This window comes from Shewanella sp. SM21 (assembly GCF_025654335.1).
Lineage (GTDB): Bacteria > Pseudomonadota > Gammaproteobacteria > Enterobacterales > Shewanellaceae > Shewanella > Shewanella oncorhynchi.
In genome coordinates, this window is sequence record NZ_JAKKRL010000014.1 from 59,652 (window position 1) to 84,944 (window position 25,293).

At 44.2% G+C, this 25,293-nt stretch carries 23 protein-coding genes; 15 read left to right on the forward strand and 8 right to left on the reverse strand.

The genetic code is table 11. The features are described from left to right. Positions 1-173: 173 nt before the first annotated feature. Both L5L94_RS17625 and L5L94_RS17630 read right to left on the reverse strand, forming a co-directional pair. Positions 174-1,712, reverse strand: coding sequence for a tetratricopeptide repeat protein (locus tag L5L94_RS17625; protein WP_263164313.1), 1,539 nt, complete (start codon positions 1,710-1,712; stop codon positions 174-176). Positions 1,713-1,830: 118 nt separating this feature from the next. Then, complete coding sequence (locus L5L94_RS17630) at positions 1,831-2,667, reverse strand: mechanosensitive ion channel family protein (protein ID WP_173496443.1); 837 nt, start codon at positions 2,665-2,667, stop codon at positions 1,831-1,833. Positions 2,668-2,836: 169 nt separating this feature from the next. Here L5L94_RS17630 and L5L94_RS17635 point away from each other — a divergent pair, with 169 nt between their 5' ends. Next, entirely contained in the window at positions 2,837-3,316 is a 480-nt protein-coding gene (locus L5L94_RS17635) for a hypothetical protein (protein WP_105251255.1), read from the forward strand. A gap of 377 nt (positions 3,317-3,693) precedes the next feature. Then, a complete protein-coding gene (locus tag L5L94_RS17640) occupies positions 3,694-4,869 on the forward strand; it encodes a type III PLP-dependent enzyme (RefSeq protein WP_105251256.1) in 1,176 nt (391 codons plus the stop codon). 65 nt (positions 4,870-4,934) lie between these two features. Here the strand turns inward: L5L94_RS17640 and L5L94_RS17645 are convergent, their stop codons facing one another. Beyond that, positions 4,935-5,147, reverse strand: coding sequence for a YdcH family protein (locus L5L94_RS17645; protein WP_006083288.1), 213 nt, complete (start codon positions 5,145-5,147; stop codon positions 4,935-4,937). Positions 5,148-5,560: 413 nt separating this feature from the next. On the opposite strand from L5L94_RS17645, the gene udp reads away from it, so the two are divergent. Beyond that, positions 5,561-6,319, forward strand: coding sequence for a uridine phosphorylase (gene udp / locus L5L94_RS17650; RefSeq protein ID WP_105251257.1), 759 nt, complete (start codon positions 5,561-5,563; stop codon positions 6,317-6,319). Between the two features lie 102 nt (positions 6,320-6,421). Here the strand turns inward: udp and L5L94_RS17655 are convergent, their stop codons facing one another. Next, a complete protein-coding gene (locus tag L5L94_RS17655) occupies positions 6,422-7,174 on the reverse strand; it encodes an outer membrane protein OmpK (RefSeq protein ID WP_028759442.1) in 753 nt (250 codons plus the stop codon). A gap of 476 nt (positions 7,175-7,650) precedes the next feature. Here L5L94_RS17655 and L5L94_RS17660 point away from each other — a divergent pair, with 476 nt between their 5' ends. From L5L94_RS17660 to L5L94_RS17670, 3 genes are read left to right on the forward strand one after another with little or no spacing between them, the layout of a single operon-like run. After that, the gene (locus L5L94_RS17660) at positions 7,651-8,121 is read left to right on the forward strand and encodes an NfeD family protein (protein WP_113940097.1); all 471 of its coding nucleotides are present in this window, start codon (positions 7,651-7,653) and stop codon (positions 8,119-8,121) included. 12 nt (positions 8,122-8,133) lie between these two features. Next, positions 8,134-9,069, forward strand: a complete 936-nt coding sequence (locus L5L94_RS17665; RefSeq protein WP_263164314.1) for an SPFH domain-containing protein — start codon at positions 8,134-8,136, stop codon at positions 9,067-9,069. Continuing rightward, on the forward strand, positions 9,069-10,007 hold the full coding sequence (locus L5L94_RS17670; RefSeq protein ID WP_263164316.1) for an SPFH domain-containing protein: 939 nt from the start codon (positions 9,069-9,071) through the stop codon (positions 10,005-10,007). Before L5L94_RS17665 ends, L5L94_RS17670 begins: the two co-directional genes overlap by 1 nt. A 181-nt stretch (positions 10,008-10,188) precedes the next feature. On the opposite strand, the gene L5L94_RS17675 is transcribed toward L5L94_RS17670, so the two are convergent. From L5L94_RS17675 to priA, 4 genes are all read right to left on the reverse strand, one after another. After that, positions 10,189-10,413 (reverse strand): hypothetical protein, encoded by a 225-nt coding sequence (locus L5L94_RS17675; RefSeq protein ID WP_006083282.1) that lies wholly within the window; start codon positions 10,411-10,413, stop codon positions 10,189-10,191. Between the two features lie 315 nt (positions 10,414-10,728). Further along, the gene (locus L5L94_RS17680; protein WP_263164318.1) at positions 10,729-11,445 is read right to left on the reverse strand and encodes an SPOR domain-containing protein; all 717 of its coding nucleotides are present in this window, start codon (positions 11,443-11,445) and stop codon (positions 10,729-10,731) included. A 3-nt stretch (positions 11,446-11,448) separates the two neighbouring features. Next, a complete protein-coding gene (gene argS / locus L5L94_RS17685; RefSeq protein ID WP_263164319.1) occupies positions 11,449-13,194 on the reverse strand; it encodes an arginine--tRNA ligase in 1,746 nt (581 codons plus the stop codon). Between the two features lie 123 nt (positions 13,195-13,317). Further along, positions 13,318-15,513: a primosomal protein N' gene (gene priA, locus L5L94_RS17690; RefSeq protein WP_113940093.1), complete on the reverse strand. Its 2,196-nt coding sequence runs from the start codon at positions 15,511-15,513 to the stop codon at positions 13,318-13,320. Positions 15,514-15,615: 102 nt separating this feature from the next. On the opposite strand from priA, the gene L5L94_RS17695 reads away from it, so the two are divergent. The 9 genes from L5L94_RS17695 (at position 15,616) to mshL (ending at position 25,293) form a co-directional block, all read left to right on the forward strand. After that, positions 15,616-16,629 carry a FimV/HubP family polar landmark protein gene (locus L5L94_RS17695; RefSeq protein WP_263164320.1) on the forward strand — a complete coding sequence of 338 codons (1,014 nt, stop codon included), beginning with the start codon at positions 15,616-15,618 and terminating at the stop codon, positions 16,627-16,629. 181 nt (positions 16,630-16,810) lie between these two features. Next, on the forward strand, positions 16,811-17,023 hold the full coding sequence (gene rpmE, locus L5L94_RS17700; protein ID WP_063883331.1) for a 50S ribosomal protein L31: 213 nt from the start codon (positions 16,811-16,813) through the stop codon (positions 17,021-17,023). Between the two features lie 522 nt (positions 17,024-17,545). After that, a complete protein-coding gene (locus L5L94_RS17705; protein ID WP_105251266.1) occupies positions 17,546-18,790 on the forward strand; it encodes a malic enzyme-like NAD(P)-binding protein in 1,245 nt (414 codons plus the stop codon). Between the two features lie 185 nt (positions 18,791-18,975). After that, entirely contained in the window at positions 18,976-20,919 is a 1,944-nt protein-coding gene (gene csrD, locus L5L94_RS17710) for an RNase E specificity factor CsrD (RefSeq protein WP_263164321.1), read from the forward strand. Positions 20,920-21,164: 245 nt separating this feature from the next. Continuing rightward, positions 21,165-22,043, forward strand: a complete 879-nt coding sequence (locus L5L94_RS17715; RefSeq protein ID WP_263142551.1) for an MSHA biogenesis protein MshI — start codon at positions 21,165-21,167, stop codon at positions 22,041-22,043. Further along, on the forward strand, positions 22,040-22,642 hold the full coding sequence (locus tag L5L94_RS17720) for a fimbrial assembly protein (protein WP_113940089.1): 603 nt from the start codon (positions 22,040-22,042) through the stop codon (positions 22,640-22,642). The genes L5L94_RS17715 and L5L94_RS17720 overlap by 4 nt, the downstream gene beginning before the upstream one ends. Continuing rightward, positions 22,639-23,289, forward strand: a complete 651-nt coding sequence (locus L5L94_RS17725) for an MSHA biogenesis protein MshJ (RefSeq protein ID WP_198573053.1) — start codon at positions 22,639-22,641, stop codon at positions 23,287-23,289. The genes L5L94_RS17720 and L5L94_RS17725 overlap by 4 nt, the downstream gene beginning before the upstream one ends. Then, positions 23,276-23,596 carry an MSHA biogenesis protein MshK gene (locus L5L94_RS17730; protein ID WP_263164322.1) on the forward strand — a complete coding sequence of 107 codons (321 nt, stop codon included), beginning with the start codon at positions 23,276-23,278 and terminating at the stop codon, positions 23,594-23,596. Before L5L94_RS17725 ends, L5L94_RS17730 begins: the two co-directional genes overlap by 14 nt. Positions 23,597-23,610: 14 nt before the next feature. Next, entirely contained in the window at positions 23,611-25,293 is a 1,683-nt protein-coding gene (gene mshL, locus L5L94_RS17735) for a pilus (MSHA type) biogenesis protein MshL (protein ID WP_263164324.1), read from the forward strand.

The following is a 25,293-nucleotide window of genomic DNA, read 5'->3' on the forward strand; positions in this document are numbered from 1 at the left end:
TATTTTATTTTTGAGTCGTTTAGCTGCGCAGGTTTGGTCAATAATTGATTGTAGTGCTTATACATCCACTGTGCTTTTTAAGTAATTATAAATTCACTCTATTTTGTAACCAAACGGTTTGGCCTGTTAAATCTGACCAAACCTTTTCTGGGGCTCATTCGCTGCTAGGAAACTTACCTATCCGACTCAAGATAGGGCGTTAATTGGGTTTCAATAGCCTCAATTTGAGTTTCGGCGTAGGCAAGTTCGGATTTGGTTAAACATGATTTTGCGGTGTTTTGATGGAGTCGTTGAGCGCTATTCATCCCGTATTTACCAAAATGACGTAGCAATAAACTAGACCAAATAAACATTTGTATAGGTTTATTTAATTGTTCTGCGCCGTAAATATTGACCAGTTCCCGCATAGCAATTTCATGACCTAGCTCTGCCGATTTGACGTACCAAGCTTCTGCCGCTTGTAGAGCCTCTTGAGTGGGTTTTTCATCACTTAAAAATGATGCAGCCTTATAGATATAAAAATATTGTTGTTGCTCAGCGGGGATTGGATGCTGATGCAAGAAACTGTCACGTAGACGCTCAGCCTCTCTTATCTCTAAGGTACCTAGTTGCTGACTGAATCTGGCTAATTCTTTTAGATGATCGGCTCTATTGCTCATGGCCGCGAGCTGGTAATACATTAACGCTTTAATTGGTTGGCGACTCACGCCTAAACCTTGCTCATAAATCTTGCCTAAGCCTAGCAGTGCGTCTTCATTCCACTTAAGTGCGAATTCTTCAAAGTCAATTTTAGCCTGTTGGTAATCACTTTCATTTTGTGGCGCTTTCAGTAAAAGATGAGCAAATTCAATCTTAGCGAAGTCATTACCTCTAGCGACAGATTGGCTTAACCAATGGCGCGCCTTGTCATAGTCGACAGCAAAATCTTCACCGTAGAGGAAACGTTTACCAAGATAATACTGGCGGAAATCATCGTCTGCGGCGCGCTCGCTAAGTAATGCCTCTGCACGCGCTAAATCTTTAGGTCCACCTTGGCCTGCAGCAAGCATATGCCCTAGATCATCTTTTGCTAATTCATAATCAGCGGCTGCGGATTTCTCAAAGTATTCACGTGCTTTGATATAGTCCGAAGTGACGCGCTCATCATGCCAGTAGAGTGTGGCTAAATGGTAATAGGCTCTTTGGTTTTCTTGTGCGGCGGCTTTTTCGAACCAGTAAATTGCTTGGCTAGCATCGGGATCGAGAAAGGGCTGGCTTAGATACAAGTAAGCAAGCTCATATTGAAACTCGGCTTGCCCCGCTTCGGCATTAGGTTTGAGCTGTTCTGCCTGTGCGATTAACTCATCGAGTGTTTGCGATTCAGAAGAGAGCAAATTAGGTAGTGTGAGCATGGGTAAATATTGAGGCTCTATTTCGGCGGCTTTTTTATACCAATCGTTAGATGCCTTGGGATCGGCGGGAACTTGTGGGAATCGACCGGAATAAAGTTCGGCCATAGCAATGGCGGCAACGGCTAAGCCTTTATCGACTGCCTGCTGAATATAATCTAGGCCAGAGTTGACTTCGCCTTGATTAATCAGTGTTAAGCCATGATTGAGTAGCGCAGTAGGATCACCTGCGGCAAGTGCTTTAGCTTGCACTTGTTTTTTTTGATATTTAGCGAAAAAAATAAACAGTACAATAAAAGCAATAATTATGAGTATCAACAACATAGTAGTCCATCACTATCGATATTTGGGAGTATAGTAAACGTAAGTTTTTACAAGAATGCAAGTATACAATTTGGGCTAGGCTGATCGACTAAGCCGACCAATCCCATGGGCATTAACGTTATTTATCTTGCAGATGGATCTCTCTAATGGGGCAGGCCATCTCGATTCCTGCCTGCTTAAGGGCGTTATAAAGAGCGAGGTTCACCTTATATTTATGCTGAAAATAGCTTTGTGTGGGCACCCAGTAACGAACCCCCATTTCAATTCCATTAGCATTAAAACCATTGATGCCGATATTAGGTGTGGTCTCTTGATAAACATAGGGATTATTGCTCAATAACTCAGTAATCACACTAATGGCTCGTTCGGGATCTGTGTTGTAACTGAGATTGAACTGGGTTTCGACTAGCTTATTGCTGAAGGAGTTGTGCAGGATTTCGCCGACGATATGCTTATTAGGAATGCTGATTTGCTCACCTTCCTCATTGGTCAGTATGGTCATGCCTAAGTGGATACGTTTAACAACGCCGCTTTCCCCTTTAATTTCAATAGTATTGCCTACTACAAAAGGGCGGGTGACGATAATAGTCACGCCTGCGGCATAGTTCGCTAGCATACCTTGTAAGGCTAAACCTGCGCCGAGGGAGGCAGCACCAATTGCCGCAACCATAGGGGTAATACTGATGCCTATTTTGCCGAGGGCGATAATCCCGACCATGACTATGATCAGAATGCGGATAAGATTGCTGACAAAATTGCTTAGGGTGATATCGATATTGTGTTTGTCGAATTGCTTAGCGACTAAGCGTGATACTTTACTGGCTACCCATAAACCTAACAAAAAGATCAGCAAAGCACCTACGAGTTGAAAGCTGTAGGTGACTAAAAACTCGGTGATGAGTTGATAAACGCCTTGTAGTTGCTGCAATTCTTGATCGAGTCCAGGTGTTATCATTATGATATCCTTGTAATAAAATTAACTGTGCGATTATAGCGTAGAAATTTCACCAAATACTTTTCGCCCTTCATGTGTGAAGCGTATCATGTAATCGTGGTTGGTTTAATGAGTCGATAGGGGGAGTCAGGTATGCTGTTCGCCTATCCAATAATGGAGTCGAGTGTTTATGAAAACGCTGTTGTTATGTTTGTCTTGTCTGTTAACCCCAATCTGGGCGTATGCTGCGAGTTATGTTGCCGGAGATGCGATTAATCCCATTTCACTTCTCGACCAAAATGATAAAACCATTAATGTGACTGATGAGACTCAAGTGCTGCTCTTTAGTCGCAGCATGAAAGGCGGTGATGTGATTAAGGATGCACTTACACCCTTGAGCGCGACTCAAATGCCAACGGGTTTAGTTTATGTTGCCGATATCAGTGGTATGCCTTCTTTGATCGCTAAATTTGTGGCTGTGCCACAGATGCAAGATTTACCTTTTGCGATTGGGTTAGATAGGGATGGTGAGATCAGTCGTTTATTACCTGATAACAAAGATATGGCCACTATGATATTGCTCAAGCAGCGTAACATTTTGGACATTGCCTATTTTGATTCCAGTGAAGCCTTGAACCAAGCCCTCGCAAAACTCAATCAGCCGCAGTAACAACTCGATTTAACGGACGTATTTTAAGGCATCCATGAGTCTTCTTTTCACTGTGTGATTGTTACTTCAAGATAACTGTTTTTAGATGGATATTTTGGCTCCAGCCAGCCTATCCATCTCCCTTCTGATAACGTCGTAAAAAATTCACTTTTTATTCTGATAACGAACACAAATTTACCTTAGGGTTTGTGTGCATAATTATTTGTTTTATAGCGCCTTTTTTTGATGGTTCAGTTCCTTAAAGAGTTGTGGAATAAAAAGTTATTAATTCAGCATAAAAATTCGTTGCGTAAAGCGAAAAAATATCGTTTACTGCGCACGTTTTTAATACATCACACTTACTGTTATCTATCTGACCCAAAGGAGACTCTGGCCCAATGAGCCAATTTCAATCTATTGATGTTGCTGACTATTATGATATGGACACATTCAAGCGTATTGAAGCGTTTGCCAAAGACAAAGCAACCCCGTTCGTCGTGATCGATACCAGTATCATAGCGAAACAATACGATGACATGGTTAATAGTTTTCCTTACGCCAACGTTTATTATGCAGTTAAGGCAAACCCCGCGGCCGAGATCTTATCTTTACTAAAAGATAAAGGGTCAAACTTTGATATTGCCTCGATTTATGAGCTAGATATGGTCATGAATGTCGGTGTGACAACCGATCGAGTCAGCTATGGTAATACCATTAAAAAGCGCCAAGATGTGCGTGCATTTTATGAGCGTGGCGTGCGTATGTATGCATCTGACTCAGAAGCTGATTTGCGAATGATCGCTGAAGAAGCACCGGGTTCACGTATTTATGTGCGCATTCTGACCGAAGGTACAGATACCGCTGATTGGCCGTTATCCCGTAAATTCGGCTGCCAAAACGAAATGGCCTATGAGCTATTAGTATTGGCACAGGAATTAGGCTTAGAGCCTTTTGGTATTTCTTTCCATGTGGGTTCTCAGCAACGTGACATAGGTGCTTGGGATTCCGCTATTGGTAAAGTGAAAAGTATTTTTGACCGTTTGCGTGATGAGCACAATATCACCTTGAAGATGATCAATATGGGTGGCGGTTTCCCTGCTAACTATATTGATAAAACCAATCAATTGGGTGTGTATGCCGAGCAAATCACTCACTTCCTGAAGGAAGATTTTGGTGATGATTTACCACAAATTATTTTGGAACCAGGTCGTTCGTTGATCTCTAACGCGGGGATTTTAGTGTCTGAAGTGGTACTGATCAGCAAAAAATCTTACACGGCTTTAGAGCGTTGGGTGTTTACCGATGTGGGTAAATTCTCTGGCTTGATTGAAACGATGGACGAGGCGATTAAGTTCCCGATTTATACTGAGCGTCAAGGCGAGCTGGATAAATGCGTGATTGCCGGCCCAACCTGTGACAGTGCAGATATCATGTATGAGCACTATAGCTATGGCCTACCAAATGACTTAGCCATTGGCGATCGTATGTATTGGTTAACCGCAGGGGCTTATACGACGACGTATTCAGCAGTATGCTTTAACGGTTTCCCACCGCTGAAGGATTACTATCTGTAAGCGATTGTGATGACATTAATAAGGGCGCTTAGGCGCCCTTATTTGTCTTTAGAGTAATAGTAGAATTACTCGTGGGATTTGAGGATCTGATAAATTTCCTCTTTTAAATGTAACTTTCTGCTTTTGAGTTCTTTCACAGTGGGATTGAAATCACTGGCGACACGTTTTTCCAGTTGTTTGATTTCCTCGTCTAACTGATTATGCTCATTAAACTTACGTTGAAAATGAGCATCTTGGGTTTTCAGGGTGGAAATTAATTCTCTGTACTCTGGAAACATCGGCATTCTCCTTGTCGTCATTTACTACACTTCAGGTTACGCCTTAACCCTAACCTTATACCAAGTCGTTAAACGTGACTTAGATCTCTTTTAGCGGTCACTTAGATTAATACTAATGGATGATTTATTTTAATCTATTTTAAATCAGTGCCTTAGGCATTTATTACCACAGACTCTGGCATGAGTTCAGGATCTAGTTCACACTTTGTTTGGTATAAATCAGACTGACATTCGAAATATGGGCAAATTTGCTATCTTGTGAGCAGATGCTGGTGTAGTTGGTAATTTCATTACGACTAAACAATTACTTCTTGCCGATAATTCTGTGATCAAGTTAACCTTCACCGCTTCGATACTAGGTTAAAGTCGATTTTATAAGAATTTAATTATCAAAAATGAAAGGGGTTTTCACAATGGCTGATGTATTTCATTTAGGTTTGACCAAAGCGATGCTCGATGGTGCAACCTTAGCAATCGTTCCTGGTGATCCAGAGCGTGTAAAACGTATTGCTGAACTAATGGACAATGCGACGTTTCTTGCTAGCCACCGCGAGTATACAAGCTATTTAGCGTATGCCGATGGCAAGCCAGTAGTAGTGTGTTCAACCGGTATTGGTGGTCCATCTACTTCTATCGCAGTAGAAGAACTTGCACAATTAGGTGTGAATACCTTCCTGCGTGTAGGGACTACAGGCGCAATCCAACCTCATGTTAATGTGGGTGATGTGATTGTGACTCAAGCTTCAGTGCGTTTAGATGGCGCGAGCTTACATTTTGCACCTATGGAATATCCAGCGGTTGCAAACTTTGAATGTACCACTGCTATGGTTGCGGCGTGTCGCGATGCTGGCGTTGAGCCACACATTGGCGTAACAGCTTCTTCTGATACTTTCTACCCAGGCCAAGAGCGTTATGACACTGTCACAGGCCGTGTAACGCGTCGTTTCGCGGGTTCAATGAAAGAATGGCAAGATATGGGCGTACTGAACTATGAGATGGAATCTTCCACTTTGTTCACTATGTGTGCTACTCAAGGTTGGCGTGCAGCCTGCGTTGCAGGTGTGATTGTAAACCGCACCCAACAAGAAATTCCTAATGAAGCCACAATGAAGAAAACTGAAGTGAGTGCGGTTTCTATCGTGGTTGCAGCAGCGAAAAAATTGTTAGCTTAATTTTTAGTAAGCTAAGCAACACTCCCCTGCAAAGTGAGTGCTCAGAATAGAAAAGGTGCCAATGGCACCTTTTTTGTTGCTTTAAAACTATGCCGATACCGATTAGAAATGGTATTGAGCAATCACAGAGTAAGTGTCTTGATCGACGCCTTTCACACCGTATTTATTGGTCCACAGATCGTATTCGATACCCACCAATAATTTATTGGCTTGATGATCACCGAACAGGCTCTTACCGAGATCGTATTTTAGCTGTGGGTTGAAATGGAAGTTCTCCTCGTAGCCGTTATCGTCGGTGGCAAATACCCAGTCGATAAAGCCATCGAGTACTATGTTGGCAGATCCAACAGGGATATCGATACGAAATACAGGAGTGAACTGCCAGCCGTCACTATTGTTACCAGTGCTCATACCATCGCGGCGATAGGTGTTAAAGTTAAGATAAGTGAAGTATGGTACTGCTACGTCAACCCCTAAACCGTAAAGTAAGCTGTGGACTGGGCCTTCACCTTCTTCATAGGTTAACGCCAGAGACAAGTCTGTTATTGGGCCAAAGGCGATTTTTTCGCCAAGAATTTTACTGGCACTAAAACGTGGCGAAATTTCACCATAGGTAGTGCTTTCCATGCCCGTGTCGTTACCTTTGAAATAGATAAAATCTTGGAAGGCAAACCAATCACCGTATTTCCAGCCGCCAGCCGTTTCCAAGGTGATAGTGGCTTGTTTATCTGATGGCGCTAAATCGTAGTCTTCGCCATAGAGGGCTGTTGCACTGAAATCCCACCACTGTACTAAGTCACCCGCAAATGCTTGAGGAGAAAGCATTAGTGCTAGGCATAGGCATGTTTTTTTCATTGTTATTTCCTGTTGTATAGGTCGAAGTTAATTCGTGTCTTACTCAATCCGCTCTCTGACCTATGGCATGGTTTGATGGGTAAGTTCAAACTTAGCGCGAGTGTACGTCAAAGGACTTGCTCAAAAGTGGGGGCAATATATGCAAAAATTTACATTTATTCAAAGTTTTTATCGAATGTTGTTGTCAAAATCACATAATCATTAGGCGAGGGATTTGATTTTTAGACAATTGATTTTTAATGGGTTTTATTGTTATCGCGCTGCTTATGGATTGGGGTGTTGCTATCTTTTTGAATTGATTATGCTTAATTTTAAAACAACCTAACGGCTTTCGTGGGCGGATATGGGAGAATGAGGATTAGGTCATAGGTGATTGAGTGTGCGTTTTGATAGGGTAAATTTTGACATATTATGTCGATTATCCGAAACTCTGCTGTTATAGTGCAGTAAAGGACACTCTCATTTCAGGGGGAAATATGGAGTTTTCAAATCCGATTTTAGTGTGGGCAGTGATTGGTTTAGTGTTAATGCTCGCCGAAATAGTGGTTCCAGGTGGCATAATAGTGTTGCTGGGTGCGGCTTGTTTAGTCGTGGCAGGTGCGTTAGGCATAGGACTGGTCGAAGGTGTCGTGCAGAGCATGACCCTGTGGTTTATCTCTGCCATTGTGTTGTTATTGGCTTTCAGACAAGTCACTCAGAGGCTCGTTGGTGGTGATTCCCATGTGGATAACACGGATGAAGCAATCGAACTATACAATCAAATTGTTCGCGTAAAGCAGACCATAGGTCCTGGGCAAACACCTGGGCGGGTGGAGTTTCAAGGTAGTGAATGGCCAGCGCTTGGCGATGGCAGCATTATTGAGGCGGGTACCGAAGTCAGAATTATTTGTCGTGAAAATATCGCTCTAGTCGTTGAGCCTATTTCAATAGAAGCTTCCAAAAACTAAAGGATGGAATCTATGTTTGTATTTACCTTAGTCATTTTATTTATCTTTTTTATTCTTTATAAGTTGATGTTAATTGTGCCGATGCGTGAAGTGCATGTCATTGAGCGTCTTGGCAAATTCCGCGCAGTATTAGACCCCGGATTTCATATTTTGATCCCTTTTTTCGATCGCGTCTCCTACCGTCACGATACCCGTGAGCAAGTATTAGATGTGCCGCCACAGAGCTGTATCTCCAAAGATAACACTCAGCTTGAAGTGGACGGCTTGGTCTACCTAAAAGTGATGGATGGCAAATTGGCGAGTTATGGCATTGAAAACTACCGTAAAGCAGCGGTGAATTTAGCTCAGACCACTATGCGATCTGAAATCGGTAAGCTGAGTTTGAGTGAGACTTTCTCTGAACGTGATAGCTTAAATGAATCAATCGTGCGGGAAATAGATAAGGCTTCCGAGCCATGGGGAATCAAGGTATTGCGCTATGAAATTCGTAATATCACGCCTTCACGCCATGTGATCCACACTCTTGAGAAGCAGATGGAAGCTGAGCGTCGTAAACGTGCCGAAATTACCTTAGCGAATGCTGAAAAAGCCGCGATGATCAATATGTCTGAAGGTGAGCGCCAAGAGGCCATTAACCTGTCAGAAGGTCAGAAACAGAAACGGATTAATGAAGCTAAAGGTACAGGTCAGGAGATCGCTATCATAGCGAAAGCAAAATCCGAAGGTATGGCAATGATCTCGCAAGCATTAGCCGTCAATGGCGGTACAGATGCGATGAATATGCTATTAAAAGAACAGTTTATTGCTCAAGTTGGTAAGATCCTCAATGATGCACAAGTCTCTGTTGTTCCCGCTGAAATGGCAAAACTTGAAGGTTTCTTCGAAGGCATGGAGCAAGTCACTCAGACTATGAGTGGCCAGAATAATCTTGGCAAAGGAGCGCGATAATGAATATCCCAGTAGATACAGATTTGATTGTGATGGCAATTTGGGGCCTGATATTTGCCATTTTTGTGATTAAACTATTTCAATCGATCCGCCTAGTACCCACTAAATCGGCTTTTATTGTTGAGCGTTTAGGTAAGTATCACAGTACGTTAGATGCGGGGTTCCATACTTTGATCCCCTTTGTGGATAAAGTGGCTTTTATTCATGATTTGAAAGAAGAAACCATTGACGTACCACCACAGGAATGTTTCTCGAGCGACGAAGTAAACGTTGAAGTGGATGGGGTGATTTATATCTCTGTTACTGACCCTGTGAAGGCCAGCTATGGTATTACCGATTATCGTTATGCAGCAATTCAGTTGGCGCAAACGACGACGCGCTCTGTCATAGGGACACTTGATCTTGATCGTACGTTTGAAGAGCGTGATGTGATTTCAGCTAAGGTAGTGCAAGTCTTAGATCAAGCGGGTGCCCTGTGGGGAATACGTGTGCATCGTTATGAAATTAAAAATATCACACCACCTGAAACCGTTAAAAATGCCATGGAAATGCAAGTAAATGCCGAGCGTGAGCGCCGTGCATTATTGGCTAAGAGTGAAGGTGACAAACAGAGTAAAATTAACCGTTCTGAAGGGGTTAAAGCTGAAACGGTAAACCGTTCTGAAGGTGAGATGCAGCGCCGGATTAACGAAGCCGAAGGTAAGGCTGAGGAAATTTTAACCATTTCCCGCGCAACGGCAGAATCGATTGAACGTCTCGCTTCTGTTATTGCCGCGCCGGGTGGTCACAATGCCCTGCGGATGCAACTCGGTGAGCAATACTTTAAACAGCTCGATGGCTTAAGCCAGAAGAATAGTCGAGTCGTATTGCCGGGTAATATGGTGGATTTCGATTACTGGATGAATAGCATAGGCTTAACGGAAGAAAAACAGAGCTAAGGCTGTGGTTAAAATCTGAAACTAGCTAGTTCATTAAGGTCAAATACTCAGGTGTTTGGCCTTATTTTTTGGCTGAAATTTGATTCTGTGTGATGGAGAGTGGGTGGGTTAGACAGCTTCTGTTGAATGAACCGCCAGAAGCTGCAGTTGGGCATAGATAAATTTTTCATTGAATGGAAGGCTAATAAGCTAGGCGTTCATGAATTTGGGAATGGGCGTGGGTTTCAATGAGCTTGGCAATTTGGTTTTGTTCTAATTGCTGAAGCGCAGAAATTTCGTCATAAATCTTGTCTTGAACATCCAGCGGCATGCGCACATGTTCCATAAACATCCTAATTCCCAGCATGTCGCCACTCTTGAACAATTGGCTGAATTCGGTGGCTTCTATCTCGATTAATGCATTCATAATACTTCACCCTGAGGTTGGATTTGACACAGATACAGCGGTCTTGCTGTTAATTAAGAGATACGCCTAAGTTTGATCTAGGTCAATTAAACTGCATATTAATCTTTCTTAATAAAGTGTTTTGTTGTTTATAAATAATGGGTTATAAATTTAGTAGATCAGCAAATTTGAAATGAGTTGTTGTTTAAAACTGAGTTTTTATGGGCGGGCAGAGTCAATGCGTGAGTCATGTCATACGGATAAAAAAATAGCGACGAGCGATAAAACGCTAGTCGCTATTTATTCTTAATAGTCTATCAGGAGTAGGCTAAAGCCTTATTTAGGAATCGCCAGAATCTGGCAACCATTAATCCCCGCTTTTTGCAGTGTATGACGTTTACGCTCTGCATCACGTTTACGCTCGAAGGGGCCTAAAGCAACCTTGTACCATACGCCGGTTGTACCTTCGACTTGTCTCACTTGCGCCTCTAAACCTTGAAAAGCGATGACAGCTTTCATCTCGTTCGCCTGTGATTCTTGGCGGAAAGAAGCACACTGCAACTGATATTGCATCGGTGTTCTGCTCGCAACAATATCGGGAATATCGACCTCAACATGCTTATTTTCAAGCTCGTTGAGATAGGTCCATTCTTCCTTTGGTTGTGGTGGCAGAGCATTAGGATCCTTCTTTGGCGGAACAATAAGCTCAGCAGTTTCAGTTGTCTCTACTGGGATAACGACCGCTTGGCGTTCAGGTTCTTTGACCTTAGGAGTAAGCACCGCTGTCTCTTGAGGCTTCACTTGTACTTCCGTTTTCTTGGCCGGAGCGGGTATCGGCTTCACTTCTTGCTTAGCATTATCTTTAATACTTGACAGGAAATAGACGAAACAACCCACAGCGAGTATGACAAAGCCTATCAAGGTCAGCGGCAGCTTCTTACGCGGCGCCGATTTAGATTGTGAAGGCCTTGCTCGAGTTGGGCGAGTCGCGCGGATTGGGCGCGGTTTAGCGCCCGACTGCGGCCTTCTATTGGCATAATCGCGATTACTCATGGCTTACATCCGCTCTAAGGTTTCAATACCGAGTAGATTTAGGCCTTTTTGTAATGTACGAGCCGTCAGTTGCGCGAGTAATAAACGGCTGTTCTTTTGCGCGTCATTATCGGCGGCAAGCACTGGACAAGCTTCGTAGAAGCTAGAGAAAGCACCTGCTAATTCATATAAATAAGCACACAGTACGTGCGGCTGACCTTTGTCGACAACACGATTGAGGATCTCACCGAACTGCGCCAACTTATTACCGAGATCTTTCTCTTTTTCATGCTCAAGCACGATTTTCGCTTGGCTGAGATCCAGATCGGTTACTCGCTTGAATATGCCCGCAACACGGGTGTAAGCGTACAGCAGGTAAGGTGCGGTATTGCCTTCGAAGCTGAGCATTTGTTCAAAGCTGAAAATGTAATCGCTGGTTCGGTTTTTCGACAAGTCAGCATATTTAACGGCGCTGATCCCAACGACACGGGCGATTTCAGTCAGCGTGGCTTCATCCATATCAGGATTTTTGCTACGAACGAGTTCTAGCGCGCGCACATTGGCCTCTTCTAGCAGGTCAACTAACTTAACGACACCGCCGCTACGGGTTTTGAATGGACGGCCATCTTCGCCATTCATAGTACCAAAACCTAAGTGTTCTAATGACATATCTTCACGGACAAACTTAGCCAGTTTCGCTAGGCTAAAGACTTGTTGGAAATGCAGTGCCTGACGTAGGTCAACAAAATACAGGACGCGATCGGCCTTTAACACGTTCGAGCGGTAGCGCATTGCCGCAAGATCTGAGGTGGCATACAAATAGCCGCCATCGGCCTTTTGGATGATAACAGGCAGTGGCTCACCTTCTTTGTTGCGGAAGGCTTCTTGGAATACGACTTTAGCGCCGTTACTTTCGGTTAATAAACCTTGGGCATCTAAATCTTTAACCACTTGCTCGAGATCGGCGTTATAAGCACTTTCACCGTGCACGTCGGCGCGGGTCAGGCTCACACCTAAACGGGCGTAGACTTCATGGCAGTGGCTTAACGAAATATCGTTAAATTCGCGCCACAGTTTGTTGCAATATTCGTCGCCAGATTGCAGTTCAACCACTAACTGACGAGCGCGGGTGGCAAACTCTGCCGATTCGTCGAAGCGCAGTTTGGCAGCGCGATAAAAGTTTTCTAAATCAGACAGTTCAAGTTGAGCTTCTTCACCATTTTTGGCGCGCAGCTCTTCCATATAGGCCAGCAACATACCAAATTGTGTGCCCCAGTCGCCCACATGGTTTTGACGGATAACCTTGTGGCCTAAAAACTCCAATGCACGCACAACACTGTCACCAATGATGGTTGAACGCAGATGGCCTACATGCATTTCTTTGGCGAGGTTGGGTGAAGAGTAATCGACAACAACGGTTTGTGGTGTCGGTAACTTAATGCCTAAATGCTCATCGTTGACGGCATTTTGCAGTTGATCTGCTAAGGCGCAGTCGTTGATGAAAAAGTTGATAAAGCCTGGTCCTGCAATTTCAACCTTAGCCACAAAAGCCGAAGCCGGTAAGGTATCTATGATCAGTTGGGCTAATTCGCGTGGATTCTTGCCTGCGACCTTGGTCAGCATCATGGCTAAGTTGGTTGCCAAGTCGCCATGACTCTTATCCTTGGTTCGATCTACCTGAATGCGTGCTTCAAAGTCAGCAGGCACAATACCTTGTTGTTTAAAGGATTCTAGAGTTTGTTCAAGTAATGATTGGATATGTGATTTCATGGGTTCTAATCGGCACTAACTTTAAGAGTGAATACAGGGAATAACCGCATATTTTAGCCGTTTGTGGTTAACAATTGCTATCTTCCCGATGATTTTTTATCAAATGATTGTCAAATACTCGACTCAGAGGAGATCCTGTGGATCTCTGTCTAAGCTCCATCGGCAGCGTTTAGCTTCGATAAGTTGTTCTACAAGCGGATGAATACGTTCAAACTCTTGTTGCAAGCGATTGCGGTTTTTAGCTTGGAATAAGAGTTGGCGGCGGAACTTGCCGGCTTTTTTATCTAAGGGCGCTGGCATAGGACCAATCACCTCAAATTCTTTATCTTGGGGCAAGAGCGCGGCGAAGGCGTTGAGAAAGTTATCGGCATCACTGGCTAAATGCGCTTCGGCGCGCACCAGCACCATGTGCCATGCTGGCGGCAGCAGTGCCTGTTGACGTTCTTTGAGCTGGCTGCGAGCAAACTCGCCATAACCGCGGTGCAGCAAATCCCGCAAAATGGGATTGTCGCTCTGGTGAGTTTGCAATAATACCGTGCCGGGTTTACTGGCGCGCCCTGCACGACCTGCAACTTGGGTATAGAGTTGCCCAAAACGCTCAGGTGCGCGGAAGTCGGCACTAAATAAGGCGCCATCGACATCGAGTAACCCAACAAGCGTGACATCAGGGAAGTGATGGCCTTTAGCCAGCATTTGCGTGCCGACGAGGATTTTATATTCCCCCTTATGAATCGCATTTAAGTGGGTTTCTAATGAACCTTTAAGGCGGGTCGTATCACGGTCGATGCGCACCACGGGATGTTTCGGAAACTCTTGCTGCAGCGCTTCGGCGAGCTGTTCTGTGCCTATGCCTTGGCCCATCAACATAGTGCTGCCACATTTGTGACACTGCTTAGGGATAGCGTATTGATTGCCACAATGGTGACAGCAAATTTCGCCAAGGGATTGATGTACTGTGAAAAACGCGTCGCAGCGGTCGCATTCGTGTAAGTGCCCACACTCGTGGCAAAGCAGGGCTGGTGCGAAGCCGCGGCGATTGAGAAACAACAAGACTTGGTTGCCTGCGTCTAAATGCAGGCGGATTTCGTTCAGTAACGGCACTGACATACCGGCTTTCAGCGGCATATTTTTAATGTCGATAATGCCTTGGCGCACTTTTTTAGCCGCACCTGCGCGTTCACCCAATTGTAAATGATGGTAACGGCCGCTTAAGGCATTTTGTAGACTTTCGAGTGAGGGCGTCGCTGTGCCCAAAATCACCGGAATCGCTTCTAAATGGCCACGCATGACTGCCAAGTCGCGGGCATGATAACCAACACCTTCCTGTTGCTTGAAGCTACTGTCGTGTTCTTCATCGAGTATGATGATGCCGGGATACGCCATAGGTGTGAACAAGGCTGAGCGGGTGCCGATAATGATTGCAGCCTGACCACAGCGGGCTTGGCGCCATGCTTCGAGTCTCTGATTGTCGGTTAACCCTGAATGCAAAATGGCAACATTGACTTTGAAGCGGCGCTTAAAGCGATTGATTGTCTGGGGTGTTAAGCCGATTTCAGGCACTAAAATTAACGCTTGTTTGCCTTGCTTGAGGATTTCTTCGAGTACAGCAAGATAGACTTCCGTTTTACCCGAACCGGTAATGCCTTCTAATAAAGTACAGTGATATCCTTGTTGCAGATTTAAAGTGGCAACGGCGACGGCTTGTTCTTTATTGAGTTTATGTGGCGTTTCGTCCATTTCGAGTGTGGTGCGCCAGTCGAGGTTAAGCTCGGCAATTTTTTCATGGCGTGCCACCCAGCCTTTATCTTCTAGGGCTTTAAGCGCCGCTTTACTGATGTCTAAGCTGATAACCTCTTCTTGGGTTAAGCTGGCGGTTTTGAGTAACTCGAGTAGTTTTTTCTGTGCGGGTGCGCGTTTAACCGCTTCGGGCGCAATATTTTGGCCTATTTCAGTTAATTGCCAGAATTGGATCTTTTGTGGCGCGGCATCTAGCCCTTTACGCAGGGCCACAGGTAAGGCTTGGGTTAGCATCTGCCCTTGGCTGCAAAAATAGTATCTCGCAGCCCAAAGAGTTAATTTATAAAGTGATTCAGGCAGTAAAGGTTTATCGTCGATAAACTCGAGCACAGACTTAATTTGCTTTGGGGCTAAGCTGCAAGACTCAGTGATACCTGTGACTAACCCGATCAATTGTTGACGACCGAAGGGAACTTTAACGCGCACACCTATTTGCGGTGTACTAGGATAGGATTCGGGTACGCGGTAGCTAAAGGTTTGCCGCATAGGCACAGGTAACGCAACTTCGACAAACAATGACATATGCAGGCAAGTCTTAGACAAGAATGTGGTTTAGTGTACTCAGCGCGGCTGGCTAGGGCTAGCCCTAATGATGGTTTACCAAGGATAGTTGAGAGTAAATAAATGGCTAATATAGTGAAATCATTAGGTCTACTTGCTTTGGTGTGCAGCGCACCTAGCATGGCACAAGTCTCCCATGTGAGCATTAATAGCCGGATGTTTGAATTAGGCGCTTACCCTAAACTCAGGGTGAATGTGATCGCAGACAATCAAGATATGTCGCGCTTAGAGTTTGTCGTGCAGCAAGCTAGCGGCGAAGAAAGGTTAATGGTTGAGGAGATTAATCGCTTTTTAGTTTTACTCACTGGCGTTGAAGATGTGAAGGATAGCAGCGCTAAACTCTTAGTGAGAGAGTATCGCCTTGACCGATGGTATGACGTCAAAAGTATCAATTTATTCGGTGCGGCTAAACCGGCCTCTGCCGCGTTAACGACAAAAGCGGTTCCGGACACTAAAAATACCACCACAGCGGGCACCCCCAAAAGTGCGGATAAAGTGGGCATTAAGCCTGTAACAGTGGTGACAGAATCAAAGCCACATGTAGAGGTAACGCCCGCAGCGACTGTTGTTACTGCTGCAAATACTCAATCCAAAGTACCAACGGTAGAAGTGGTGACTGGCTTTAAATTTCCTGAAGCCGCGAATAAACAAAATACGTCGGCTACTGAGATAAACGCCTTCGCTAAAACCTCTGAGACGATTGCTGTTGAAAAAGGGGCTGTTGAAAACGCTGCAACTGAAACAGTGGTTCCACAAATAGTGAAAACGGCAAATAATGAGCAAAAACAGAATATTGCTGAAACGGCCTCACAGACGCCCGAACATTGCCAGTTAACGTATCTTGCTGGCGAGACGTTGTGGCGTATCGCCAATCGATATGCCAAGGATTGGGATGTGAGTGTATATGGCGCTATGTTGGCGATTTACGAGGCAAATCCTGTGGCTTTCTCGAAGAATAGAATCAATGCACTCAAGAGTAATGCGGTGCTATCTTGTCCTTCGAAAATGATTTTGGATCAGCATTCTGATGCTAAAGAAGCGCGGGCGGTATTTGAGGCTAAAGAAGCGGGAAAATAAGCCGCTTAACTAAAGTCAAAATAGACACAGATTAACCGGCAAACGCTCAGATAATCTACTTGTATCCCTTGTAGGTATGCTGTACCATTCTGCGCCCTAAACATATTGTTATTAACATGCATGTGGTGTCCGACTACGGGTTGGAAGAGCGACATGGCCTTACACTTTTGAGGTAACCCCAATGAAACCAGGTATCCACCCAACATACGCTATCATCACTGCAAACTGTACTTGTGGTAACGTTATCAAAGTAAACTCTACTGCTGGTAAAGATCTGCATTTAGACGTATGTGGTGCTTGTCACCCATTCTACACTGGTACACAAAAAGTTGTTGATACCGGCGGTCGTATCGACAAATTCAACAAGCGCTTCGCAGTGCTTGCAAAGAAATAATTGCGATTGCATTGTTTCTAGAAAAGGCGCCTATGGCGCCTTTTTGCTTTTTGTTATTCGTCAATTTTCTTTATTCTGCTTATTCTACATATCTAGCTGGTACGACTTCACTCAATAAATAGTCAACTTATTTTGTATTGAGAGTTCAAGTGTATAATTCGACTTATTTATAGCAATTAACTATAAGATAAATATGCTAGTCGCCATATATTGTAATTTAACCAACATTTTTGAGATTAAGTCGCTACAACTAGCGCATTAACTACAAAATATATGTTTGTTTCCTACAAAAAATATTAAGAAATGCAGCTTTATTATAGGAGATAAGTTTATAAAACTAAGCTTAGAGGGTCTATTTGGCGGCTAAAGTGAAATTTATGAATCTCTTATTTATAAATTCCCCTTATTGGCGTATCTTACCCCGACCAGCCAGACTATTAACATCACCCTTTGGTGAGACTAGATGTGTGTTGGTAGGTCTTACTCTCATAAATTATAAATGTCGCATTTCAGGATTTTAAAATGTCAGATATTCGTCAACAAGCACTCGATTATCATGAATTTCCCATACCAGGCAAAACCGCAGTTTGCCTTACCAAACCCGCCGAAACGAGTCACGATCTCGCCCTAGCTTATAGCCCAGGTGTGGCTGAGCCAGTACGCGAAATCGCTGCAGATCCTGACAATGCGTATCGTTATACCAATAAAGGTAATACGGTTGCCGTGATTACCAATGGTACGGCTATCTTAGGTTTAGGGAATTTGGGCCCTTTGGCTTCTAAACCTGTAATGGAAGGTAAAGCATTATTGTTCAAGCATTTTGCGAATATCGATTCGACAGATATTGAGATTACGCATAATACGCCTGAGGAATTTATCAATACTGTTGCTGCGATTGCTGACACTTTTGGTGGTATCAATCTTGAAGATATTAAAGCGCCCGAATGCTTTGTTATCGAACGTGAATTGATTGCTCGTTGTAAAGTGCCAGTATTCCATGACGATCAACACGGCACCGCAATCGTGACTGCGGCGGGTATGATCAATGCGCTGGAAATTCAAGGCAAGTTGATAAGCGACGCGACTTTTGTGTGTATGGGTGCGGGTGCTGCTGCCATCGCTTGTATGACTATGCTGGTAAAATGCGGTGCGAATCGCGCCAACATTTACATGCTAGACACTAAAGGTGTTATTCATTCTGGCCGTACAGATCTTAATGAATATAAAGCACTATTTGCGAATGATACCGAGAAACGCACGCTTCTTGATGTTATTAAAGGCGCAGACGTATTTTTAGGTCTATCAGGTCCTGACGTCATTGGTGCAGAAGAAGTCGCGCTGATGGCCGATAAGCCAGTGATTTTTGCGTGTTCTAACCCAGATCCTGAAATCAAACCTGCACTTGCTCATGCAACGCGTAGTGATTTGATCATGGGTACGGGTCGTAGCGACTATCCAAACCAAGTCAATAATGTATTGTGTTTCCCATTTATTTTCCGTGGTGCATTGGATGTGCGTGCGTCTTGCATTAATGATGAGATGAAAATTGCGGCAGTTCATGCAATTGCATCACTGGCAAAAGAGCCTGTACCCGCGAGTGTATTGAAGGCTTACCCTAATGTGACGTCGTTGAGTTTTGGCCCAGAATACGTGCTGCCAAAACCTATGGACCCACGTTTATTGCCAAATGTCGCCCGTGCTGTTGCACAAGCGGCTATCGACTCTGGTGTGGCTGCAATCACCACTTTACCTAAATACGCCGACTAGGCTAAAAGTGGTAAAAACATCGAAAAGAGGCTAATTAGCCTCTTTTTTGTTTTTAAGTGGACATTAAAGTCACAGCGTCTTAGTTGCCTTTTAGGTTATGCTACTGAATAATCAACGGACAACTTTGTTGTACTCCTGTTAAAATAGCACAAATAATTATAATAATCCTGCAGGATAGCGGATAGATGAAATTCACCCGAATGTTAACTACAAAATTAACCAGCTTTTGGTTAATGTCATTAGCCGCTATCGCCTTCGTATTTTTGCTGAGCGCTATGATGAGTTTCGTGCAGCTGACCTATAAATTTCAGCAGCAAAAAGTAGCTGAACTCGAAACTATGTTAGTCGATCAGTTCCAACACCAACCTGATTGGGAGCTAGAGGCCTGGCTACCGCCCATGCTGCTTGCTTACAATGCCGTTAATTTTCGGTTGACCTTGAAAGATGAAGTGTTATTTGCCTATGAAGGCAACTTTTCTACGCAAAATGCGATGGTGTATGACCATGTGCTAGAGCCGACATCAGGCTTGCGTATGCAGTTAACCTTGACTCAGCCCTTTGAACATTACACTTTCAGTTGGTATGAAATTCTGATTTTGTTGGTCGGTATCTTAGCCGTGGCTGCCTTAGTGCGTTTTGGTTATTTATGGTTTTCACAGCAGCTCGATGGCATTGAAGAATTAGCCTTACGCAGTCGATTGATTCTGCAAGGTAAGCATGAGCAAGCACTCGCTACCCCTGGAAATGGTAAACCAAGGCTGATTAACCGTGCTTTGACTAAGTTGTTAGAAGAGTTACAGGACGCACAAAAGGAGCGTGGGCGTTTCGACAAGTTCATCCGTTCTAATACCTTTCTTGATGCGGAAACGCGCATTGGTAACCGACTCTTTTTGAATAATCGTCTCGACGCCCTTAGTCATAATCAGGCTATGCTTGCCCATGGGGTAATCTATTTATTAGAAATGGATGATCTGGATTTATTGCAGCAATCCCAAGGTGAAGCAGTGACGAAAGAGCTATTAAACTCGACTGTTAATGCAATAAGTCAATTGCTGCAAACTCAAGCTAATAGTATTTTTGCCCGTCGTTCCCATAATCAATTTGCCATAGTCGTGCCGCAAATCTCCTTAATTGAAGCGGATCAATTTGCCAGCAAATTACTCAAGATATGTCTAAGCCAGCCTTTGCCTGATGTTGAGAATAGCGATAACTTTTTCCACCTCGGATGCGCTTATTTTACCGCAGGCGATAATGCGGCTCAGTTAATTGAAGAAGCCGATATGGCTTTGAGGGCGGCACAATTACAGGGTAATAGTAATTGGTTTATGTACGACAAAGGCGCGATTGATGAAGAATTTGCCAAAGGCTCAGTGCGTTGGCGTAGTTTTTTAGAAAATGCGTTAGTGCAAAGGCGATTCTTCCCCTTTAGCCAACCCATAATCGACTCCGATGGTAATGAGCACCATAAAGAGATATTTACGCGGGCTCGGGATAATCAGGGGGCGTTAATCCGTGCCACACTGTTTATTCCAATGGCTAATAAATGTGGCTTAATGCCACAGGTCGAACGGCAAATTATTGAGCGGGTATTGTTATTATTGTCGAATGAATTAGCAGACGGCATATCGAATGCTCAAACAGTTAAGACATCAGCGCCGCAGATATACAGTATTAATCTGAGTTTGGATTCGCTAATGAGCCGAGCCTTCACTCAATGGCTAAAAACGACGCTATTAGAATATCGCCATCTAACCACGCGACTGATTTTCGAAGTGTCTGAAGATGTCGTTATTCAACATCAAGAAAAGTTGCAGCCTAAATTAGATATGATCCGTAAAATGGGCGCGAGATTATGTGTCGACCATGTGGGTCAGCAGGTTGTCGGTACTTATTACATTCGCGAATGCCATTTTGATTTAATTAAGTTACACAGATCCATCGTGCGTCATATTCATTTACGACCAGAAAACCAATTATTTATTCGCAGTTTGATTGGTGGTTTATATCGAACGGAAGTACAAGTCTGCGCCGAAGGGGTAGAAGTCTTTGAAGAGTGGCAGACACTGCAAATCCTCGGTGTTGGCGCAGCGCAAGGAATGTATTTCAGTGAACCCATAGAGGCTAAGTAAGGGAAGTTCAGTGTTTGGGTGATTAATGTCGTCTTAGAGACAAATAGATCCTATTATTCACGTATTTATCTATAAAATACGAGCATTTGCGGCTAAACTAGCCAGTGCCAAAAATATGACGTTTGCGGTTTTTATTCTGTATCGAGCAGGTCATAGGTCAAGGAGCACTGGAGAGTGGAGTGACAGGAAGTTTGTGCGAAAGAGACTACTCAAGCTTTTAAATTCAGTTGGTTATAGGCATCTTTATGGAAAAAAGTCTTATAGGTCGATTAGCCTTTTGGCAGAAGAGAACAGAACCGACTAGCCTTGGTGTCTATGTCTGCGCCGACAAATTATGGGTTTACGCACCTGCCCAAAAAGAAAATGCTGAGCAGTGGTTACCCTTTGAGCTGAAAGATGAGCACTGGTCATTGGCGTTTGCTGCTGTGGCTAAATCCTTTCCCAATGCACAGTTACAGCTGATTTTGGCTTCAGGCCTTTATCAATTACTACTGACCGATAAACCGAATGTCGATACTGTCGAGTTATCCCAAGCTTTGCTGTGGTCAATTAAAGACATGGTCACGCTACCTGTACCGCAAATCCATTTGGATTACTTTGAGTCACCCATTCCGAGTAATAAAATCAATGTTGTGGTGGTGGATAAAGCTAAGTTAGTGAGCATGGTGCAGGCCATTCATGAACAAGATTTACAACTTTTCGGTATTAGTATCGAAGAGTTAGCCGTAACTAACCTATTTAATGATGACAACCAAGCGCGTCTGGTAGTAAGCCATAATCCCGGTCAAGAATTGCTACTGACTGTGGTTAAGCAAGGTCAGCTGTATATGCAGCGTCGCGTGCGCGGATTTACTCAATTGGATAAGACTCAAGCGGATGAGTTAAGTTATGGCATGGCAGACAATTTAAGCTTAGAAATTCAGCGTTCTATGGATTATTTTGAAAGTCAATTGAGACAGGCTCCGGTATCTTCTATCGAACTCCTCGCCGATGGTGCCGTGGATGCTTTAGCTAAGTTAGTCTCGGCAAACTTCAATCAAGCTGTGAATGTCATTGATAAAAGCTGTGTTGGCGCGCGAATGGCGGGATTAGCCTTTGCTGAATTTTATCGAGGTACTGAGTGATTAAATACCGAGTCAATCTTTACACTCCTTCATTATTGCCCCCGAAGCAAAGATTAACCTTTGCGCGTTTAAGTGCTTACGCCTTGGTTTTTGCGATCTTATTTGCGGTTTTAGGTGGTTATAGCTACTGGCAAGTCAGTGAGTTACAACAGGCCCAGCAGTTGGCTGCCCAACAAAAGCAGCAATTCGATACCCAAAAACAGGCATTAGAAGCACAAATTGCTGCGCGTAAACCCGATGCCGATCTTGTTGCGCGAGTCGATTTAGCGGAACAACAGTTAGAGTTGAAGCAATTACTCATGGGAGAATTGAGTCTTAGGACTTCTTTAACTAGCCGTGGTTTTGCGCCAGTTCTTAAAGATTTAGCCGTCGTGTCGGATGCGAGTGTTTGGCTTAGTCATATCGTCATTAATGAGCAAGATTTTATGTTCGAAGGTTTTGCCGACCATCCTCAAAGCATTCCGCAGTGGATTGGCAAACTCAAAACTACGCAGACTTTAAAGGGGCAAGCTTTCTCGTCGATGAGCATGGATCGCGGTGAAGATAAACCTTTGGCCTTTACCTTGAAAAGCGATAACAAGGAGGAAGCCGCGCAATGAAGCAAAAGTTAGCCCAATTAGGACAACAGTTTGATGCGCTAAGTCGCCGTGAGCGAGTGTTGATCTCAGTCGCCATTCTGGCCGTGGTCGGCATGCTGAGTTATTTACCCTTAGAGTCCCTGTGGAAAACCCATGTGGCTGTTTCACAACAGCTAAAAGCTTTAGAGCAGGAAAACGCGATTTCGGCTCAGCAGGTTGACTTGTATCAGCAACGTTTAGCGTTAGATCCCAATCAAGATTACCAACAGCGTTTAGTGTTGTTGCAGCAACAAAATCAAGCCCTAGATGCCCAGCTCGATGAGCAGATGGTGGATATGGTGCCGGCTGACTATATGCCGCAGTTGCTGGGTAATTTACTAGGACAAGTGCAAGGGATTAAATTAATTAAGTTTATGTCGATAGCGCCCATCCCTTTGTTACCCGTGGGTGAAGAGAAAAAACTCAATCTATATAGCCATGGTATTCGCTTAAGTCTAGAGGGCGATTATTTTTCTGTGTTGCGCTTTGTTGAAGCCGTTGAGGCCATGCCAGATAAACTTTATTGGAAGCGTCTCGACTATAAAGTCGCAGAATATCCAAAAGCGACCGTTGAGATTGAACTTTATACCTTGAGTATTAATAAGGACTTTATCAGTGTCTCTAAATAAGTCTTATATTATCAGTGTGTTGTTATTGGTTAGTAGCCCTATGGTGTCTGCTGAATCGCTGCGCGACCCGACTTTGCCCGGTAAAGGCTTTGCTGTGCAGGGTCATGCGAGTCAAACGCAGGATCAGGCGCTTGTACTTAACAGCATAGTAAGCTCAGGAAACACGGCTTATGCTGTGATAAATAACAAGATATTGTCTGTTGGCGACAGCGTTCAGGGGCTGAGTATCGTTAAAATTACCCCCACTTATGTATCGCTGTCCGATGGACGGAAATTGACATTGTTTCAAGCAATAACAGAGAGATAGGGAATACACCTCAGATGAAAGCGATTAAATACTTTACACCTCTGCTCTCACTTTGCCTTGTGGCGTGTCAGACCACAAATAGGCCACAGCCGGAGGCGAGTAAGGCAGAATTAGCGGCCTCAATGGCGACGGCAACGGCATCAACGACGCCACCGCCTGCGACTATGCCGGATGCGGTTCAGCGGGAATTGAATTCAGGCGCATTGCTATCAGGTTTGACCCCCACATTGGAAACTGAGCGTCGTTTCGATGTATCAGCCCACGATGTTGATGCTAAAGTATTTTTTCCAAGCTTAGTCCAAGGTACACCACTGAGTGTCGCCGTACATCCTGACGTGCAAGGTACGATCTCATTATCCCTTAAAGGTGTGACGTTAACTGAAGCAATTCAAGTGGTTGAAGATATCTACGGCTACGAAGTGAGTCGCGAAGGGCGCATCCTAAGAGTGTTTCCTGCTGGGATGCGTACCGAGACGTTTCCGCTGAACTATCTCTATATGGAACGCGATGGCTTATCTGTGACGTCAGTGAGTTCAGGACGGATTTCGGATAGCAATAATTCCAATAGTAATTCGAACAATAACAATTCAAACAATAGCGGCTCGAATAATAACAATAATTCGAACAGCAGTAATGGCAATAACTCGAGCAGTAATAGCGGTAGCGATAGTAGCAACGGTACTTTTATCCGTTCGCGTACTAAGACAGATTTTTGGGGGGACTTGAAAGAGACATTATCCTCGATAATCGGCGAAACAGGTGGCGGTCGTCAGGTTGTTGTTACGCCGCAGGCGGGTTTAGTGACCATTCGTGCTTTTCCTAGTGAATTACGTCAAGTGCGTACTTTCTTAAATTCCGCAGAAAGTCATTTGCAGCGCCAAGTGATTTTAGAAGCGAAGATCCTCGAAGTCACCTTATCCGATGGTTATCAGCAAGGTATCCAATGGGATAATGTTCTGGGACATGTTGGCAATACGAATGTGAATTTTGGAACATCAGCGGGCCCTGGTTTAAACGATAAAATCACCTCGGCGATTGGTGGTGTGACCTCGCTGAGTATTAAAGGTTCTGACTTTACGACCATGATCAATCTGTTAGATACCCAAGGCGATGTGGATGTATTGTCTAGCCCAAGGGTGACTGCATCGAATAACCAAAAAGCGGTGATCAAAGTCGGTACTGATGAGTACTTTGTCACCGACGTTTCATCGACCACAGTTGCGGGTACAACGCCTGTGACCACTCCACAAGTCGAGCTTACGCCATTTTTCTCGGGCATTGCCTTAGACGTTACGCCGCAAATTGATAGTGACGGTAATGTGTTATTGCACGTGCATCCATCCGTTATCGATGTGAAAGAGCAGACTAAAGACATCAAAGTGAGTGACGCTTCGTTGGAGCTACCGTTAGCGCAGAGTGAAATTCGTGAGTCTGATACTGTCATCCGCGCCGCCTCCGGTGACGTAGTCATCATCGGTGGCTTGATGAAGAGTGAAAACATTGAAGTGGTATCGCAAGTGCCTTTGTTGGGTGATATTCCTTTCCTCGGTGAATTGTTTAAAAACCGTAGTAAGCAGAAGAAGAAAACCGAGCTTATTATTCTGTTAAAACCTACGGTAGTTGGTGTTGATACCTGGAAAACTGAGCTACAACGTTCTAAGACCTTATTAGATCGTTGGTATCCGGAGACAAAGTAA

Excerpts from the sequence above, each read along its gene's own strand:
- L5L94_RS17625 (WP_263164313.1), bottom strand. The coding sequence starts at position 1,712 with ATGTTGTTGATACTCATAATTATTGCTTTTATTGTACTGTTTATTTTT.
- L5L94_RS17630 (WP_173496443.1), bottom strand. The coding sequence starts at position 2,667 with ATGATAACACCTGGACTCGATCAAGAATTGCAGCAACTACAAGGCGTT.
- L5L94_RS17635 (WP_105251255.1), top strand. The coding sequence starts at position 2,837 with ATGAAAACGCTGTTGTTATGTTTGTCTTGTCTGTTAACCCCAATCTGG.
- L5L94_RS17640 (WP_105251256.1), top strand. The coding sequence starts at position 3,694 with ATGAGCCAATTTCAATCTATTGATGTTGCTGACTATTATGATATGGAC.
- L5L94_RS17645 (WP_006083288.1), bottom strand. The coding sequence starts at position 5,147 with ATGTTTCCAGAGTACAGAGAATTAATTTCCACCCTGAAAACCCAAGAT.
- udp (WP_105251257.1), top strand. The coding sequence starts at position 5,561 with ATGGCTGATGTATTTCATTTAGGTTTGACCAAAGCGATGCTCGATGGT.
- L5L94_RS17655 (WP_028759442.1), bottom strand. The coding sequence starts at position 7,174 with ATGAAAAAAACATGCCTATGCCTAGCACTAATGCTTTCTCCTCAAGCA.
- L5L94_RS17660 (WP_113940097.1), top strand. The coding sequence starts at position 7,651 with ATGGAGTTTTCAAATCCGATTTTAGTGTGGGCAGTGATTGGTTTAGTG.
- L5L94_RS17665 (WP_263164314.1), top strand. The coding sequence starts at position 8,134 with ATGTTTGTATTTACCTTAGTCATTTTATTTATCTTTTTTATTCTTTAT.
- L5L94_RS17670 (WP_263164316.1), top strand. The coding sequence starts at position 9,069 with ATGAATATCCCAGTAGATACAGATTTGATTGTGATGGCAATTTGGGGC.
- L5L94_RS17675 (WP_006083282.1), bottom strand. The coding sequence starts at position 10,413 with ATGAATGCATTAATCGAGATAGAAGCCACCGAATTCAGCCAATTGTTC.
- L5L94_RS17680 (WP_263164318.1), bottom strand. The coding sequence starts at position 11,445 with ATGAGTAATCGCGATTATGCCAATAGAAGGCCGCAGTCGGGCGCTAAA.
- argS (WP_263164319.1), bottom strand. The coding sequence starts at position 13,194 with ATGAAATCACATATCCAATCATTACTTGAACAAACTCTAGAATCCTTT.
- priA (WP_113940093.1), bottom strand. The coding sequence starts at position 15,513 with ATGTCATTGTTTGTCGAAGTTGCGTTACCTGTGCCTATGCGGCAAACC.
- L5L94_RS17695 (WP_263164320.1), top strand. The coding sequence starts at position 15,616 with ATGGCTAATATAGTGAAATCATTAGGTCTACTTGCTTTGGTGTGCAGC.
- rpmE (WP_063883331.1), top strand. The coding sequence starts at position 16,811 with ATGAAACCAGGTATCCACCCAACATACGCTATCATCACTGCAAACTGT.
- L5L94_RS17705 (WP_105251266.1), top strand. The coding sequence starts at position 17,546 with ATGTCAGATATTCGTCAACAAGCACTCGATTATCATGAATTTCCCATA.
- csrD (WP_263164321.1), top strand. The coding sequence starts at position 18,976 with ATGAAATTCACCCGAATGTTAACTACAAAATTAACCAGCTTTTGGTTA.
- L5L94_RS17715 (WP_263142551.1), top strand. The coding sequence starts at position 21,165 with ATGGAAAAAAGTCTTATAGGTCGATTAGCCTTTTGGCAGAAGAGAACA.
- L5L94_RS17725 (WP_198573053.1), top strand. The coding sequence starts at position 22,639 with ATGAAGCAAAAGTTAGCCCAATTAGGACAACAGTTTGATGCGCTAAGT.
- mshL (WP_263164324.1), top strand. The coding sequence starts at position 23,611 with ATGAAAGCGATTAAATACTTTACACCTCTGCTCTCACTTTGCCTTGTG.